At 62.6% G+C, this 15,201-nt stretch carries 17 protein-coding genes and 3 pseudogenes; 7 read left to right on the top strand and 13 right to left on the bottom strand.

Annotated features, from left to right (window positions below; translation table 11 throughout):
* A partial coding sequence (locus EN993_RS19140) for a hypothetical protein (protein ID WP_164757718.1) occupies positions 1–458 on the bottom strand: 458 nt, incomplete at its 3' end.
* Positions 459–584: 126 nt separating this feature from the next.
* Between EN993_RS19140 and EN993_RS38450 the strand changes: the two are divergent.
* The 4 genes and pseudogenes from EN993_RS38450 to EN993_RS19160 form a co-directional block, all read left to right on the top strand.
* A pseudogene (locus EN993_RS38450) lies at positions 585–695 on the top strand (DNA polymerase III subunit delta'); the annotation flags it as partial.
* Positions 696–836: 141 nt separating this feature from the next.
* A complete protein-coding gene (metG, locus tag EN993_RS19150) occupies positions 837–2,387 on the top strand; it encodes a methionine--tRNA ligase (RefSeq protein WP_109671298.1) in 1,551 nt (516 codons plus the stop codon).
* Positions 2,387–3,175: a TatD family hydrolase gene (locus EN993_RS19155; RefSeq protein WP_109671299.1), complete on the top strand. Its 789-nt coding sequence runs from the start codon at positions 2,387–2,389 to the stop codon at positions 3,173–3,175. Before metG ends, EN993_RS19155 begins: the two co-directional genes overlap by 1 nt.
* Entirely contained in the window at positions 3,172–3,990 is an 819-nt protein-coding gene (locus EN993_RS19160) for an MBL fold metallo-hydrolase (protein WP_109671300.1), read from the top strand. Before EN993_RS19155 ends, EN993_RS19160 begins: the two co-directional genes overlap by 4 nt.
* 13 nt (positions 3,991–4,003) lie before the next feature.
* Here the strand turns inward: EN993_RS19160 and EN993_RS19165 are convergent, their stop codons facing one another.
* Positions 4,004–4,732, bottom strand: a complete 729-nt coding sequence (locus EN993_RS19165) for a GNAT family N-acetyltransferase (protein ID WP_245468906.1) — start codon at positions 4,730–4,732, stop codon at positions 4,004–4,006.
* Between the two features lie 303 nt (positions 4,733–5,035).
* On the opposite strand from EN993_RS19165, the pseudogene EN993_RS37845 reads away from it, so the two are divergent.
* Positions 5,036–5,201 (top strand): annotated as a pseudogene (locus EN993_RS37845) (arginase family protein); the annotation flags it as partial.
* A 19-nt stretch (positions 5,202–5,220) separates the two neighbouring features.
* Here the strand turns inward: EN993_RS37845 and EN993_RS19175 are convergent.
* From EN993_RS19175 to EN993_RS19215, 10 genes are all read right to left on the bottom strand, one after another.
* Complete coding sequence (locus EN993_RS19175; protein ID WP_245468907.1) at positions 5,221–5,658, bottom strand: DUF1629 domain-containing protein; 438 nt, start codon at positions 5,656–5,658, stop codon at positions 5,221–5,223.
* Positions 5,655–5,876: a hypothetical protein gene (locus EN993_RS37850; protein WP_245468909.1), complete on the bottom strand. Its 222-nt coding sequence runs from the start codon at positions 5,874–5,876 to the stop codon at positions 5,655–5,657. The genes EN993_RS19175 and EN993_RS37850 overlap by 4 nt, the downstream gene beginning before the upstream one ends.
* A gap of 55 nt (positions 5,877–5,931) precedes the next feature.
* Complete coding sequence (locus tag EN993_RS19180; RefSeq protein WP_127264545.1) at positions 5,932–6,594, bottom strand: glutathione S-transferase family protein; 663 nt, start codon at positions 6,592–6,594, stop codon at positions 5,932–5,934.
* Between the two features lie 40 nt (positions 6,595–6,634).
* Complete coding sequence (locus EN993_RS19185) at positions 6,635–7,507, bottom strand: aldose 1-epimerase family protein (protein ID WP_127264546.1); 873 nt, start codon at positions 7,505–7,507, stop codon at positions 6,635–6,637.
* Positions 7,508–7,711: 204 nt separating this feature from the next.
* Positions 7,712–8,428 (bottom strand): Bax inhibitor-1/YccA family protein, encoded by a 717-nt coding sequence (locus EN993_RS19190; protein WP_023812012.1) that lies wholly within the window; start codon positions 8,426–8,428, stop codon positions 7,712–7,714.
* Positions 8,429–8,489: 61 nt separating this feature from the next.
* Entirely contained in the window at positions 8,490–9,263 is a 774-nt protein-coding gene (locus EN993_RS19195) for an anti-sigma factor (protein ID WP_126069156.1), read from the bottom strand.
* Positions 9,260–9,778 carry a sigma-70 family RNA polymerase sigma factor gene (locus EN993_RS19200; protein WP_245468911.1) on the bottom strand — a complete coding sequence of 173 codons (519 nt, stop codon included), beginning with the start codon at positions 9,776–9,778 and terminating at the stop codon, positions 9,260–9,262. The genes EN993_RS19195 and EN993_RS19200 overlap by 4 nt, the downstream gene beginning before the upstream one ends.
* A 119-nt stretch (positions 9,779–9,897) precedes the next feature.
* On the bottom strand, positions 9,898–10,491 hold the full coding sequence (locus tag EN993_RS19205; RefSeq protein WP_109671308.1) for a histidine phosphatase family protein: 594 nt from the start codon (positions 10,489–10,491) through the stop codon (positions 9,898–9,900).
* Between the two features lie 167 nt (positions 10,492–10,658).
* Positions 10,659–11,474, bottom strand: coding sequence for a phosphonoacetaldehyde hydrolase (phnX, locus tag EN993_RS19210; protein WP_109671309.1), 816 nt, complete (start codon positions 11,472–11,474; stop codon positions 10,659–10,661).
* Positions 11,471–12,628, bottom strand: coding sequence for a TIGR03364 family FAD-dependent oxidoreductase (locus EN993_RS19215; RefSeq protein WP_109671310.1), 1,158 nt, complete (start codon positions 12,626–12,628; stop codon positions 11,471–11,473). Before EN993_RS19215 ends, phnX begins: the two co-directional genes overlap by 4 nt.
* 247 nt (positions 12,629–12,875) lie before the next feature.
* Here EN993_RS19215 and EN993_RS19220 point away from each other — a divergent pair, with 247 nt between their 5' ends.
* Positions 12,876–14,060, top strand: a complete 1,185-nt coding sequence (locus tag EN993_RS19220; RefSeq protein WP_109671340.1) for an amino acid aminotransferase — start codon at positions 12,876–12,878, stop codon at positions 14,058–14,060.
* A gap of 80 nt (positions 14,061–14,140) precedes the next feature.
* Complete coding sequence (gene mazG / locus EN993_RS19225; RefSeq protein ID WP_109671311.1) at positions 14,141–14,965, top strand: nucleoside triphosphate pyrophosphohydrolase; 825 nt, start codon at positions 14,141–14,143, stop codon at positions 14,963–14,965.
* A 6-nt stretch (positions 14,966–14,971) separates the two neighbouring features.
* On the opposite strand, the pseudogene EN993_RS19230 reads toward mazG, so the two are convergent.
* Positions 14,972–15,201, bottom strand: a pseudogene (locus tag EN993_RS19230) (GTPase HflX); the annotation flags it as partial.

A 15,201-nucleotide genomic window follows, 5' to 3' on the forward strand; every position in this document is an offset into this window, starting at 1 on the left:
TCATATTCCGCGACTGGAACGCTGCAGGCTTCCGCATAGGCTTTGTAACCCTCATATTCGCCGCGAAAGATTACAAGCCGAGGTGAAAACCTCTCGACGCGAGCGCGGTTGCCATAGTCCGCAATCAGATGAAAAAGCGGCTCGCTTGCACCGGCGGTCGGATAGCTGAATGGAAAGTCAGCCGCGTCCACTGGCGCCATCGGCTTCGCCCAACTGAGCCAGGTGTCGAAGAACCTCCTGTGCAGTGCGTTCTGCTTTCCGGTCCAGGCATGGCGAAACTGATCGAGATAGGCGGCGCGGATCGGATCGGGGCCATTTCCCCCGCTACTGCCAAGCAACTCGGCCTTCACTGTTTCCATTTCGGGAGTGACGAGGGCGTAAACGGTTTTGCTGGCGCCGGCCTGACGCAAGCGCACATCAAGGTTCTGTCGCGGATCATATTGTGTGGTCGTGGCCATGCCGGTCTGCCTTTTGCATTGCTGCGAAACTACGGATCGCGACCTACCTTTGCAACGGCCCAACAATAGGCGCTCGGCTGGTGTCATCGAAGCAGCGCTGGCTCCGGCGACACGACCAAGGTCGGGACTTGGCATGAGGCCCTGGACGCTATATCTGAGACCGACACCTACAATCTCGACAAGAAGCAGCACGCCCTGACCATGATCGACCGCCTGAATTCTGCAATGCGAATGTGACGGCCTTTTCTATGCATGCCGTTGCCCCCAAAACCGGGGCCACTTTTGGGCGGCATGCATTGGCCTCGGGATGGCAATCACTGTCCCGATGCGATATCCACCGCCACGCCTTTCCATTCAGACATTCATGACGGTTCATTCATGTCACGCGACACATTCTACATCACCACCCCGATCTTTTATCCGAACGGCAAGCCGCATATCGGTCACGCCTATACGGTTATTGCTACCGACGCGCTGGCTCGCTTCCAGCGCCTGGACGGCAAGGACGTGTTCTTCCTGACCGGCACCGACGAACATGGCCTCAAGATGCAGCAGACGGCCGAGAAGGAAGGCATAACGCCACTGGCGCTGGCCGACCGCAATTCGGCGATTTTCCGCGCGATGACCGAGGCGATGGGCGGTTCGAATGACGAGTACATTCGCACGACGGAGCCGCGGCACTATGAATCCTGCCAGGCAATCTGGAAAGCGATGGCCGCCAATGGCGACATCTATCTCGACCGCTATAGCGGCTGGTACTCGGTCCGCCAGGAAGCCTATTTCGACGAAGGCGAGACGACAGTCGACGAGGATGGCGTGCGTCGCGAACCGCTTGGCTCGCCCGTCGAATGGAACGAGGAAGAAAGCTACTTCTTCAGGCTTTCGGCCTATCAGGACAAATTGCTGGCCCTTTTTGACAGCCAGCCCGACTTCGTCGGCCCGACTGAGCGCCGCAACGAGGTGCTCAGCTTCGTCAAGTCCGGGCTGAAGGATCTGTCGATTTCGCGCACGACCTTCAAATGGGGCGTGCCGGTGCCGGGCGACGACAAGCATGTGATGTATGTCTGGGTCGACGCCCTGACCAATTACATCACCGCCGCCGGCTATCCCGACACAAAGGCCGAGCAGTGGCGCTATTGGCCGGCCACGCACATCATCGGCAAGGACATTGTCCGCTTCCATGCGGTCTATTGGCCAGCCTTTCTGATGTCGGCCGGTATCGAGTTGCCAAAGCGCGTTTTCGCGCATGGCTTCCTGTTCAACCGCGGCGAGAAAATGTCGAAATCGGTTGGCAACGTCGTCGATCCATTCGCGATGGTCGAGCACTACGGCCTCGACCAGGTGCGGTATTTCTTCCTGCGCGAGGTGCCGTTCGGCAACGACGGCAGCTACAGCCATGAAGCGATCGTCAACCGTACCAATGCCGACCTTGCCAATGGTCTTGGCAATCTGGCACAGCGCTCGCTGTCGATGATCGCCAAGAACTGCGGCGGCGTGGTGCCGCAACGCGGCGACCTGACGGATGCCGACAGCGCGATCCTGGACCAGGCCGTCGCCGCTCTCGATACGGCGCGCAAGGCGATGGCCGAGCAGGGCATCCATCTGGCGCTGGCAGCGATCTTCGGCGTGGTGGCGGAAGCCGATCGCTACTTCGCCGGCGAGGCACCATGGGCACTGAAGAAGACCAATCCGGAGCGGATGGAAACCGTGTTGTGGACGACGGCCGAAGTCGTGCGTCGCGTGGCGGTGCTGTGTCAGCCCTTCGTCCCGGGCTCGGCCAACAAACTGCTCGATCTGCTGGCGGTCCCGGCGGACAGGCGCGATTTCGCGCATGTCCACGCGGACCATGCGCTGGCGCCGGGCACTGCGTTGCCCGTGCCGGAAGGGGTGTTTCCGCGTTACGTCGAACAGCCGGACGCGAACGTCTGATGCTCGTCGACAGCCACTGCCATCTGGATTTTCCAGATTTCGCCGAGGAGCGGGCGGCTATTGTCGCCCGCGCCAAGGCGGCCGGAATCGGCCGCATGGTGACGATCTCGACCCGCGTGAAGCGGTTTCAGCAAATCATTGAAATCGCAGACACTTTCGATGAAGTATACTGTTCGGTCGGCACCCATCCGCACAATGCCGCGGAAGAGCTGGACGTGACGTCAGCCGATCTGGTGCGGCTGGCTGCCCACCCGAAGGTGGTGGCGATCGGCGAGGCCGGTCTCGACTATTTCTACGACAAGGCGCCACGCGACGCTCAGGCGCAAGGGTTTCGCAATCACATCGCCGCCGCACGCGAGACGGGGCTGCCGCTGGTCATCCATTCGCGCGATGCCGATGCCGATATGGCTGATATTCTCGAGAACGAAACAGGGAAGGGCGCCTTCCCCTTCATCCTGCATTGCTTTTCTTCGGGGCGTCGGCTTGCCGAAATCGGTGTCGCGCTCGGCGGCTATGTGTCCTTTTCGGGCATCCTGACCTTCAAGAATTCAGCTGAGTTGCGTGCCATCGCCGCCGATGTGCCGCATGACCGCCTGCTGGTCGAAACCGACGCGCCCTATCTGGCGCCCATGCCATTTCGCGGCAAGCGCAACGAGCCGGCCTATGTCGCCCATACCGCCAGGGTGCTGGCCGAAACAATCGGCGTCAGCGAGGCTGAAATCGCTGATTTGACGACGAACAATTTCTTCCGCCTGTTCGGCAAGATGCCGCGACCTGCTGAACGATGACTGACCGGCTGCGCCTCACCATTCTCGGCTGTGGCTCGTCGCCAGGTACGCCGCGCATCACCGGCGACTGGGGCAATTGCGACCCGGACAATCCGAAGAACCGGCGCACGCGCGCCGCCGCGCTCGTCGAGCGGATCGCGGCGAATGGCAGCCGCACGACTGTTGTCATCGACACCGGACCGGATTTTCGTCAGCAGATGCTGCTGGCTTGCGTCAAACGCATCGACGCGGTCGTCTATACGCACCCGCACGCCGACCATATACACGGCATCGACGATCTGCGCGGTTTCGTCCTCGATCGGCGCCAGCTGATCGAGGTCCACGCTGACAGCGCAACAATGCTTCGGCTGCGGGAGGCGTTCGGATATTGTTTCGAGACGCCACAAGGCAGTTCCTATCCGCCGATCGTCCGGCCGCATCTCATCGACCACGCCAGGCCGGTGGTCATCGAAGGAGAGGGGGGTGCCCTCACCCTCGAGCCGTTGCCGCAAATCCACGGTGACATCATATCGCTCGGCTTCCGCATCGGCGGGCTCGCTTATTGTCCTGACATCAGTGGCTTTCCGGAGGCCACCGCCGAACGGCTGCGCGACCTCGACGAGCTTGTCATCGACGCGCTGCAGTACCGGACGCACCCAAGTCATTTGTCACTTGGCGAGGCGCTTGAATGGATCGAGCGGCTAGCGCCAGGACACGCCGTGCTGACGCATATGCATGTACCGCTCGACTACGCTACGGTGATGGCCGAGACGCCAGCCAATGTCGAACCCGCCTATGACGGCATGGTGATTGAAATCCCTTATGAATCAGCGTGATGCGAATAGACCTTCATGAGGGCTTTCGGCTCCTTAGCGCAAATATCAGCAGCGTCCCGATCCGCTCGTAGCCCATCCGGGGATAGAGCAGCGCCCCGGCGTGGGTTGCAGCCAGCACCGAGTACCTCGACCCCCGCGCCCGATCGTCGTGCAACATTTTCGACATCAAAGCCTGGCCAATACCGCGACGTCGGTGCGAAGGCTCGACATACATGCTCGAACACCACGTGGCTCCCACGGCATCCAGGCTGCGCACGCGCCCAACAATATCGGCGCCATCGACTGCCACATACTGGCGGAACGGCGCGCTGTCGCCGAGCAAATCGTCCGCGATCGGCTGCCTGCGGATGATCTTTCCCAACTGTGCCGCCCGTTCGGCTGTCTGTACGCGTTCGACCGAAGCAACAGCAACCGCTGGCGGGCTCGGAATCTGGCGCAATCGGTGGACGAAAAAGCCTTCGGTCCGAAGCAGCCGGTAGCCAAGAGCTTTGTAGGCGGTTCGTGTCGGCCCATCCGGATCCTCGTTCGCGACCACAACGGAAATGGCAAAGCCCGGCCGTGCATGCTGCCGCACAATGGCATCGGCCTCTTGAGCGTCGACGTCATGGACGACCCATTCCTCGCCACGGTAGTCGCGAGGATTCTTGCGCTCGGCGTCGCACATCAGCCACAACGGTCCGACGCGGCTAGCCTCGTAAGGAAACGTGCGGCTTCTGTCGGCGCTGTAGCCATGCACGAACACGTCGATCGCCGCTTCGATCTGGCTGCTTGCTCTCGTCATTTCAACAGCCTAGCGTTGGCTATCCGCTCAAGGCAATACGCCACAATCGGCTCAAGCCTATGAAAATCAGCGGGAATTTCCAGTTCTTGGCCGATGCGTTAGTTCCATAATCTATCTTATGCGACTTTCTGATGTGGATGCGCCTCCGGTCGAATCGTAGGCTAACGGGTCTGGCACCCTCTCATGTCATCAGGCAGCGTCCGTGAGGAAGCGAACGCCTGTAACATGTCCCAATGCTCAGCGAGCTTGCCACCCTCAATCCGATGTTCGGCGACCATTCCCTTCCTCGCCGGCTTTACGGATCACGAGCCAGTCTGGATCCTGCAGATCGACGCCCATATCGACTGGCGCGACGAGTGCACGGCGAACGCCACGGCTATTCGAGCCCGATGCGCGGGCGAGCGAGATGCCGCATGTCGGCGGCATCGTGCCGTCCGGCAGGTTTGACATCACAGCCCTGCTCTTCGCCGTAGACCGGCCCAAAAGCGCTTGAGCGAGCTTGTGGTTGAAATGCCCTTTTCCACACCTGGGTATTCGATCTTGTCTTGTCCGACCGGTTCGTCGCTCCAGACCATGTTGAAAGCAATGCCTTTGAGCCCCAATCCCCCGATCCGGCGCACGATCGTCTCCTGCAGATAGATATCGTATATTCGCACGCCACCGGCACGCTCTGGCAGCGTGAATATCTCGGCGCCGCCAATTGCGCCCGGTCGAAGGACGAGGCCTTCGATCGCCATTATGCCGCCATCGTCAAAGCGAACGATCTTTGAGCGTTCTTCGTCAAGCGCATCGACCACGGTGGTGACATTGAAGAGCGATATGGCCTCGTCAGAACGAAGCGGCAGGAATTCACCGTACGGTTCGAGGATTGACCGCAGCAACGTCAACGCCTCGCCCGCACGATGAGCACATGCTCACCAAGCCATGGAAAATCTGAATAGTGGCGGAGCGTTCCGTCGTCATGCTCGCGCAGGAATTTCATCCGGGGCGGATGCCATCGTGTCTGCTTCTGGCCACCGAGCGCCGAGAACAGCTCGTAGTCGTCCGCCTGACGGGGAAGGACCCATTCCTGTCCCTCCAGCACGCTCAGAACATAGATTTTCATCCGATCTCCCGCACGTCATTGCCCTAGGCCTCCTGCGCGGTGCTTCGCGCGCCCCTCACCGCTGGTCCGCAACTGCCGTTCGCGGCACCGGCGGCAATTCGGGGGCATCCAGTCCCCTGAAAGGGTCGCGCCAGGCATCGATCTCTTCAAGCCGACGATACCAGCAGCTGACAGAGGAATAGTCGTCGAGCGGCAGTCTGGCGGCATCGTTGAACGGGAGAAATGTCGCCATTCGGAAGTCGGCATAGGAAACCGAATTTCCGACCAGCCATTGCCGCTCGAAAAGCACGGCGTCGAGTATTGCGGCGGCCGTGCGGAAATGTCTTAGCCCCTCCTCCACGCGCTCCTGATCGATCGGGCCTATGCCGTAACGCTGTTTGGTGCCACGTTCGAAATGCACCGTGTCGCAAGCGAATGCGAAGTGCTCCTTGCCCCAACTAATCCATCGGATCATCTCGGGTTCGTCATCGCCGGTGCGCCAGAAATCTGAATGCGCACTGCGCGAGAGCCGGCAGGCTATGGCGTCCGCCTCCCAGAGACTTTTTCCTCCGTCTTCCACAAGGATGGGCAGTGAGAGATTGGGATTTAACGGGCGATATTTCTCCGCTTGCCCCGGAGCGAATGGCGAGGCGAATTCAAAGTCGACTTTCGCGTCGAGATAGCGTGCCACCGCGACCGCGAGCCGAGGATTGGGATTGCGGCTGAAATACAGCTTCATCGGGCACTGCCGGTGTGGCGGGATCTGCTGATCAGGGGCGTCATAGCAGCCGTATCTGATAGCTCAGCACGCGCTTCGCACCGGGCGCGATCAGCATCAGGCTTGGCTTGTCGACAAAATCGCCGTCGAAGTCAACTGGGCTTGCAATGCCGTGCCAGGGTTCGATGCACAGGAACGGCGCGCCACCCGGCTTTGACCAGATGCCCAATTCCTGAACTCCTTGCCACGACATCTCGATCGCCGGACCATGCTCGGCGGCGTAGCGCACACTGGTGCTGGCAGGCCGATCCAGAATGACCGCGTCCTCGTCAAACAGCCGTTCGGAGAGCTTGAGGACGTTGCCTTCGACTGGCGTTGGCTGCGGCGTCGGCAACAGCAGGCCGTCCTTCAGGCGACGGATCGGCGCTTGCTCGGCGGAGGAAAAGGTCAGCCGGTAATCCGTCTTGGCTAGATCCGGCAGCAAGGGCCAATTGAACGCCGGGTGCGCCCCGATCGATGCCGGCAGCGGCTCGTCGCCGGTGTTGGCGATGTCGAAGCTCACACTGAGTTGCTTGCGGTCCAGCGCGTAGGTCACCGCCAGGCGAAAGGCGAAGGGGTAGTGCGCGCGGGTGTCGGCGTCATCGGTGAGGACCAACGTGCAGGACTTTGGCCCCCTCTGCGCCCAGGCAAACGGCTTGTCGCGCGCGAAGCCGTGCTGGCTCATCGGATAGGTCTGGCCTTGATGGTGCAACCGGTCGCCCTTCAGCCGCCCGACGATCGGGAACAGCAGCGGCGAGTGACGCCGCCATTCCGGGCCGGCCTGCCATAGAAACTCTATGCCGTCGGCATCGCGCAGGGAGACCAGTTCAGCGCCCTGCCCGACGACGGTCGCCGAGATGCCGTCACCGTGAAGCGTCAGGCTGTCTTGTTCCATGCGTCCTCGCGGCTATCAGGCGTGGCCGGCAGGCTAGCAAAGGGCAACGCCTGAACTCAAGAGCGGCAGACCTATATCGCACCTCACTCCGCTGTGATGAACGATCCACCGCGCATGGCAAATGCTGCCTCAAATGAAAAACCGTGGCCGGAGGTTTCCCTCCAGCCACGGCAAGATACGAAATGTTGCCTGCTACGGTCCGGACTACTCGCGTTCGCCAGTGAAGTTCAGCAGCAGCTGGAAGATGTTGATGAAGTTCAGATAGAGCGAGAAGGCACCGAAGACGGCGAGCTTCTGGCGCGATTCCGCGTCGAAATTCTCGGCATACTGTTCTTTGATCGTTTGCGTGTCCCAGGCGGTCAGGCCGATGAATACGGCAATGCCGATCACCGAGATGGCGAACTGCAGTGCGGTCGAGCCGAGGAAGATGTTGACGATGCTGGCGATCACCACACCGATCAGGCCCATGATCAGGAACGACGAGAACTGGGTCAGGTCACGCTTGGTCGTGTAGCCGTAGAGGCTGGTGGCGCCGAACATGGTGGCGGCGATAAAGAAGGTGCGCGCGATGCTGGTTCCGGTGAAGACCAGGAACACGGAGGCGAGCGAAAGGCCCATGACCGCGCAGAAGGCCCAGAACATCGCCTGGGCGCTGGCTGCCGACATGGTCTGCATCTTGAACGAGAACAGCATGACGAAGGCGAGCGGCGCCAGCATCACCACCCATTTCAGCGGGCTGGAGAAGATCGGCACATAGAGCGCCGGCGTCGATGAGATCATGAAGGCGACCAGGCCGGTGACCACCAGGCCGACGCCCATGTAGTTGTAGACGCGCAGCATGTGCTGGCGCAGGCCCTCGTCGAAGATGGCGCCGGTTTGGGCGCCGGCGCCCACGCGATATCCCAGATTGGGGGTGTTCATTTGTGTTCTCCTTTGTGGATCGGTCAGTACAGCGTGGATCGATCAGTACAGCGTGGATCGATCAGTAAAGCGTCTTGGCGAGCGTCTCGGCGGCGCGGTCGAGGTCGTGGACCTCGCTTCGTCCGACCACCGCATAGGCGACCTCGCCGATCTGGAAATAGGCCGAGGAAATGTCGCCCGAGGGCGCGATGGTCGGCTTGACGACGTCGAAGGTTCCGGGCCGGATCGCGAACAGCGACACCAGCCCCATGTCTTTCGTCTCGACCGCCATCTCGACGCTCGGCCCAAAGCGCGACGGATAGATCTGCACGTCACGGACCTTCCAGTCCGCCGGCAGCGACGGCATGACGATGGCAGTCGCGGCGCGAATCTCGCCGGCGTTGTAATTGGGTGCTTCGGGCTGCGACGGCATGCTCTCGCGCACCAGCGTCGTTCTGTGGGCCCGCACCGCTTCGTCGACATAGGCGGGCGGCTGCGGCGAGGCGACGACCTTGGTCACCGACATCGGCCCGATGATGCCGTTCGCCAGCCAGCCGGCGGCAACGAAGGCGGCCACCGCCGCCGCGCGCTGCAACACACCGAAGATGCGGCCGCGCGCAAGCCCCCTCTCCAGCCGCCGCGCGGCATCGGCAGTCGCGGGCCGCGCCATGCCCTTGGAGCCGGCAAGCGCCACGCGCAGTTCATCGCGGGTCCTGAGATCCGACATCACGCGTGCCGCGGCCTCCGGCCGAGCGGACAGAAAAGCCTCGACCTCGATGCGGCGGGTGACGTCGACCTGGTCGTCGACATAGGCGTCGAGGTCGATATCCGTCACGGGATCGACAGTTGCGGTCATGACGGGCCTCCAACGATCTTGAGATGGTTTTTCGCCTTTGCGGGAGCCGCCTCCATCTCGCGCAATGCGGCGCGCGCCCTGCCTATGCGCGACATCAGCGTGCCCAGCGGCACGCCGCTGGCATCGGCGGCTTGGCTGTAGGAAAGGCCTTCGATGGCTACGAGGTGCAGCGCTGAACGCTGTTCTTCCGGCAGGCTGAAAAAGGCCTCGCGCACCTGCGCCAGGCGCACCGAATGCTCCTGCGGCGCCGGGGTGCTGCCCTCGGCAAGATATCCGGCCTGTTCGACGCGCGCGGCTTCAGACCTGCGCGACCGCATTTTGTCGATGAAGGTGTTGTGGACGATCGACAGCAGCCAGGCGCGCAGGTTTCCACCGGAGCGAAAGGTGCCACGCCGTTCATAGGCGCGCACCAGCGCGTCGTGGACGAGATCCTCCGCATCCGTGCTGTTCCGCGTCAGCGAGCGCGCGTAGCGGCGCAGCGAACCGAGCTGTCCTATGATGTCAAAGCGTGGCATCGACGGTTTCATGTCCTGTTTACGGAGCATGTGGGGAATTTAATCCCTGCCCTGCCAATTTTCTTAATCGGGTTCGCTGCAGGACGTCGTTCGCTTCTGATCTCGCCTCATGACCGACTTCACGCCCGACGGAGATTCTCCGGTTCCGGCGCCGTTACACCACAGGCGCGCAAGACCCATCTGCGCCCGTCGCTGCGGAAATCGGTGATGCTGAGCGGCTCAATGTCGATCTTCCAACAGGCGGCGAGCGGGGCACCGAGAACATGTAGGATCGCGGTGCGGACAACGCTGGCATGGGTTATCGCGACGGTGTGGCCGCGCTCGGCGATCAACCCGTCCATCAGGTTCGAGGCTCTGCTCGCGACGTCGGCCAGCGACTCGCCACCATGCGGAGCCGCATCGGGATCGGTGAGCCAGGCGGCGATGCCCTCGGGGTGCTCGGCCTGGATCTCGTCAAAACGCTTGCCGGCCCAGCTTCCATGGTCCTGGTCCGCCAGAAGCGGTTCGATCGAGGCGTCCAACGACAGCGCCCCAGCACTTTGGCGTGCGCGAAGTGCTGGACTTGTCCACACGCGGTCGGCGCGACGCAGTGTTGCGCTCATCGCCTTCGCAAGGGTGATCGAGCGCGGCTCGAGCGGCTCATCCAGCGGAAACGACCCTTGCCGGGTTGCTGCCGTGGCGCCGTTGCAGATCATCGTCAGACGTACGAGCATCCGGCAGCTATCCCTCGATCACACCTCGTTGGCCAGCAATAGCGCCGTCTGAATGATCTCGCCATCGAGTTGCAGCTCTGTACGCCGATGAACCGGCACGGTCGCGCTACCGTGACCGGCAGGCGTTCAGTTGAGGTGCCACCGATGGTCGCTTGGTCGAATGACGATCAAGGCCTTTCGCCGCGCCGCAGCTTGCCTTCAATCGCGGCAATCACCGGCATCAGATCGGCCACGCCCTTGACGACAAAATGCGCGCCGGCGGCAGTGAGCTTGGCCGATGCCTCGGCCCGTTTCATCCTGAACACATCCGGAGCCAGAGCCTGCGTCTCCGCCAGCGTGTGGCCGAAGACATTGCCGGTCACCGCCACGCCGACGGTCCACGCGCCCGCATTGATACCCTCGGCGATACCGACCTCGGTGTCGTCGACCTTGACACACAGCCACGGCGGATAGACGCCGAGTTCGGTCAGTGCTTTCCAGAGCATGAACGGTGTCGGCCTGCCGTCGGGCGTGTCGCCAGTGCACACCAGGCAATCCGGCGAAAAGCCCTGCGCTGCGGCAACCGGCAGGATTTCCGCCATGATGTCGCGCGTGTAGCCGGTGGTGGTGCCGATCTTGAGGCCGCGCTTCCGCAGCGCCCTGACCACATCGACAACACCGGGAATGACATCGGAGAACCGCGCCGCCACAGCCCGGTTCTTCGGCACGAACACATCATAGATTGCGTCGATGTCGGCCTCCGTCGCGATATGACCGTGCTGCTCCGTCCAGGCGGCAGCGATCCTGGGCTGGGCCAGCAATGCTGCGATATGCGGGCGCTTGGCCATTCCCATCGGCCCCCTCGCCTCATCGACGCTGATCGCCACGCCGAATTCAGCGAAGGCCTCGACAAAGACGCCCATCGGCGCCAGCGAGCCGTGATCGACAACGGTGCCGGCCCAGTCGAAGACGACGGCGCGAAGCAAACCGGGGGTGGCCATCATGCGATCTTCCTGGCGTCTGCCGTGGTTGAACCGAAAAGTTCATCGACCACCTCTTCGGCGATCGCGAACGAGGTGCTGGCGCCGGTGCCGCTGGTGATCATGACCAGCCGTACGCCCTCCCGCGGCGCGTCGGCGAACATGGTGCGACCGGTTGCCGAGGCATAGATGCCGGTCCAGCGTTCCAGCACGCGCGGCGGAGGACCGCCAAAGACGGCGCTGAACTCCTCAAGGATGATCTCGTCGACGCGCTCCGAGGCAAACGGATCCGGCGTCACCGCATAGTGATGTGAATCGCCGACCACCAGCGTGCCGTCGGCACTCTGCACGACGATCAGATGCACGCCGTTGTCGAGTGCGTCGCCCTGCTCGGCTTCCAGCCGACGTCGCAAGGCGGTGGCTTCGGGCAAAGCAGCATAGCCGCTGTAACGCGCCAGCCCAAGATCCGACATCACCGCCGCCGGCAACCGGAAGCCGGGATCGGCAAGGCGCATCATCTGCAATTTGCAGCGGGTGACGCCGTATTGCGCGATACGATCGGGGTAAAGCGTGGCCAGGTCGTCACCAGGGCAGACGATCACCTTGTCGGCGAAAACCAGGCCCCGGCTGGTCTCGATGTCAGGCGGCTCGATCTGGTGTACCGCCGTTTCGCGTCGGAATTCCACGCCATGCTTTTCGGCGAGGAAGGCCGCAAGCTGCGGGATGGCCTGACGCGACTCGACACGCACGTCGTGCGGGCTCCACAGGCCGCCGGCAAAATCCTGGCCCGCCAGTTCGGGAAAATCGCTGCGAAGCGCTTCAGGTTCGAACAGCAAACAGCCCTCGCCCATCTCGGTTTGAAGAAATGCCTCGACCACCGCGCGCGCTTCCGGGCGGCGCGCGACGACGACCACGCCGCGCTGGATGACTTCGATGCCGGCGGGCGCGGCCACCTCCAGCCAGATGTCGCGGGATCGCATGGCACGGCGCCATACCTGGCCGCGTTCCTGGCCACTGACGGTCACGAAGCCGAAATTGCGCACCGAAGCGCCGTTGGCCTGGGCGTCACGGTCGATGACGACGACGCTGAGACCACGACGGACTGCGGCGAGTGCATGGGCGAGACCGACAATGCCGGCTCCGACGATGGCGAGATCGAATTTTTCTTGCCGGCTCATCGTCGTTTCACACCATCATTCTCATGCTTCGTCCTGGAAACGCTATTCAAACTACGCCGATGTGACAGGAACGTGTAGGGCGCTCCGCCCTCTCGTACATATAGCCTGCCCGATGCCGGCCAGTGTTAGGGCAATGCTCGATGCGATGCATTCGGGCAGCTTTGCACGGGCTGAAGCGATAGTAAAAGCGCTGGCGAAATGCGTTCGATTTGCGTATCACTCCGCCGCGCCAATGGAACCATTTTCGATGTTTGAAGCCCTGCAGCCCGCCCCCGCCGACAAGATCCTGGCCCTGATCGGCCTTTATCGCGCCGACCCGCGTCCCGACAAGGTCGACCTCGGCGTCGGCGTCTACAAGGATCGCGACGGCAAGACGCCGGTCATGCGCGCCGTGCGCGAAGCCGAAAAGCGGTTGCTGCAGGGTCAGGACACCAAGACCTATCTCGGCCTTGCCGGCGATACCGGATTCAACACTGTGATGGCCAAGCTCGCCTTTGGTCCGGGCGCCGACATGACGCGCATCCGTGCGGCACAGGCGCCCGGCGGCTCCGGCGCGCTGCGGCTGGTGGCGGAACTGCTCAAGCGGACACGCTCCGATGCAACCATCTGGCTGTCGGACCCGACTTGGCCGAACCACATGCCGGTGATGCGCGCCGCCGGCCTGCAGATCCGCGAATACCCCTATTTCGATGCCGCCTCGGGCGCCGTTCGTTTCGACGACATGCTGGCAGCGCTGCGGACGGCAAACAGCGGCGACGTCGTGCTGCTGCATGGCTGCTGCCACAACCCGACCGGCGCCAATCTGGATGCGGCCCAGTGGGCAGCCGTTGCCGATCTGGTCGTCGAGCGCGAGCTGCTGCCGTTTGTCGACATCGCCTATCAGGGCTTTGGCGATGGCCTTGAGGCCGACGCCCTCGGCTTGCGCCTGCTGGCGGCAAAAGTTCCGGAAATGGTCGTCGCGTCGAGCTGCTCGAAGAATTTCGCCGTCTACCGCGACCGTGTCGGCGCGGCGATGGTCCTGGCTAGGGACGGCGCACAGGCCGACGTGGCGATGAGCCAGATGCTGTCGGCGGCGCGCGCCATGTATTCGATGCCGCCGGACCATGGTGCTGCCGCGGTGCGCATCGTGCTGGAAGATGCAGCCTTGCGTGCGGACTGGGAGGCCGAGCTTGAAGAGATGCGCCTGCGCATGCTCAGGCTCCGCGTCCAGTTCGCCGAGGCGCTGCGCCGGCAGTCCAATTCCGACCGTTTCGATTTCGTCGCCAGCCATCGCGGCATGTTCTCCCGCCTAGGCCTCACGGAAGCGCAGGTCGAGCGGCTGCGCGCCGAGCACGGCGTCTACATGGTCGGCGACAGCCGCATCAACGTCGCCGGCCTGCCCGAGGACGGGATGGACGAACTCGCCAAGGCGATCGTTTCTGTCCTCGACTGACGGGGCTCACCTGTGGACAAGGCGCCTTCGCCGGCTGACAGCGTTGGCAGCGCGGGCGGCGGCGCGATAGCATCCACCGTATGACGCCATCAAAAGACATTTCGCGCCTGATCGAGATCATGGCGGCGCTGCGCGTGCCGAAGACCGGCTGCCCGTGGGACATCGAACAGGATTTCTCGACCATTGCGCCCTACACGATCGAGGAAGCCTATGAGGTGGCGGACGCCATCGCGCGCGGCGATCTCGACGATCTGCGCGACGAACTGGGCGACCTTCTGCTGCAGGTCGTCTATCATGCGCAAATGGCCGAGGAAGCCGGCGAATTTGCCTTCCCCGACGTGGTGCAAGCCATCACGACGAAGATGATCCGACGCCATCCGCATGTCTTTGGCGACGAAAAGGCCCGCAGCGCTGGCATGGCCAAGGGCATGTGGGAAAAGATCAAGGCCGAAGAGAAGGCGGAGAAGCGAAGCGCTCGCCTCGCCCGCGGTCTCGATCCGGAAGACAACGGCAAGGGGTTTCTGGACAGCGTGCCGGTCGCCCTGCCCGCGCTGACCCGGGCGCTGAAACTTCAGGAGAAGGCCGCCCGCGTCGGCTTCGACTGGAGCGAGGCGGCGCCCATTCTCGACAAGATCGAGGAAGAGATCGGCGAGTTGCGCGAGGCGCTGGCCAAGGGCGACACCGCCTCGATCAAGGACGAGTTCGGCGACATGCTGTTTGCCGTCGTCAATCTCGGCCGCCACCTCAAGCTCGATTCGGAAGCAGCGCTTAGCGGCACCAACGAGAAGTTCCGTTCACGCTTCCATTATGTCGAGCAAGCCCTGGAAAAATCCGGCAACACGCTGGAAAAGGCGACCTTGTCCGAGATGGAGACGCTCTGGCAGGAAGCAAAGACCGCGAAGTAAGTTGCATTACCCGTTGTTTTTACGACGCAATCTGCTTTCGATCTCTTCGCGGGCGCTTTGTGTGGCCTTGAGCGAGATGGTGGCGCTGCCGTCATCATTGTCGCTTCGCGAAACGACGTCGCCATTGCGATAAAGCCAGTCGACAAGGCCGAACTGTGCCGGCTCGATCGTCACCGTCAGGTCTTCGAGCTCGCCGGCCATCCGTGTTTCGATGATCGCCTTCAGCGCATCGATAC

It is taken from the genome of Mesorhizobium sp. M7D.F.Ca.US.004.01.2.1, assembly GCF_003997785.1.
Lineage (GTDB): Bacteria > Pseudomonadota > Alphaproteobacteria > Rhizobiales > Rhizobiaceae > Mesorhizobium > Mesorhizobium loti.

What these genes read in the sequence shown, in the direction of transcription:
- EN993_RS19215 (WP_109671310.1), bottom strand. Translation starts at nt 12,628, where the DNA reads ATGAGCCGGCAAGAAAAATTCGATCTCGCCATCGTCGGAGCCGGCATT.
- EN993_RS19200 (WP_245468911.1), bottom strand. Translation starts at nt 9,778, where the DNA reads ATGCCACGCTTTGACATCATAGGACAGCTCGGTTCGCTGCGCCGCTAC.
- EN993_RS19160 (WP_109671300.1), top strand. Translation starts at nt 3,172, where the DNA reads ATGACTGACCGGCTGCGCCTCACCATTCTCGGCTGTGGCTCGTCGCCA.
- EN993_RS19180 (WP_127264545.1), bottom strand. Translation starts at nt 6,594, where the DNA reads ATGAAGCTGTATTTCAGCCGCAATCCCAATCCTCGGCTCGCGGTCGCG.
- metG (WP_109671298.1), top strand. Translation starts at nt 837, where the DNA reads ATGTCACGCGACACATTCTACATCACCACCCCGATCTTTTATCCGAAC.
- EN993_RS19190 (WP_023812012.1), bottom strand. Translation starts at nt 8,428, where the DNA reads ATGAACACCCCCAATCTGGGATATCGCGTGGGCGCCGGCGCCCAAACC.
- EN993_RS19185 (WP_127264546.1), bottom strand. Translation starts at nt 7,507, where the DNA reads ATGGAACAAGACAGCCTGACGCTTCACGGTGACGGCATCTCGGCGACC.
- EN993_RS37850 (WP_245468909.1), bottom strand. Translation starts at nt 5,876, where the DNA reads ATGAAAATCTATGTTCTGAGCGTGCTGGAGGGACAGGAATGGGTCCTT.
- EN993_RS19195 (WP_126069156.1), bottom strand. Translation starts at nt 9,263, where the DNA reads ATGACCGCAACTGTCGATCCCGTGACGGATATCGACCTCGACGCCTAT.
- EN993_RS19155 (WP_109671299.1), top strand. Translation starts at nt 2,387, where the DNA reads ATGCTCGTCGACAGCCACTGCCATCTGGATTTTCCAGATTTCGCCGAG.
- phnX (WP_109671309.1), bottom strand. Translation starts at nt 11,474, where the DNA reads ATGATGGCCACCCCCGGTTTGCTTCGCGCCGTCGTCTTCGACTGGGCC.
- mazG (WP_109671311.1), top strand. Translation starts at nt 14,141, where the DNA reads ATGACGCCATCAAAAGACATTTCGCGCCTGATCGAGATCATGGCGGCG.
- EN993_RS19205 (WP_109671308.1), bottom strand. Translation starts at nt 10,491, where the DNA reads ATGCTCGTACGTCTGACGATGATCTGCAACGGCGCCACGGCAGCAACC.
- EN993_RS19220 (WP_109671340.1), top strand. Translation starts at nt 12,876, where the DNA reads ATGTTTGAAGCCCTGCAGCCCGCCCCCGCCGACAAGATCCTGGCCCTG.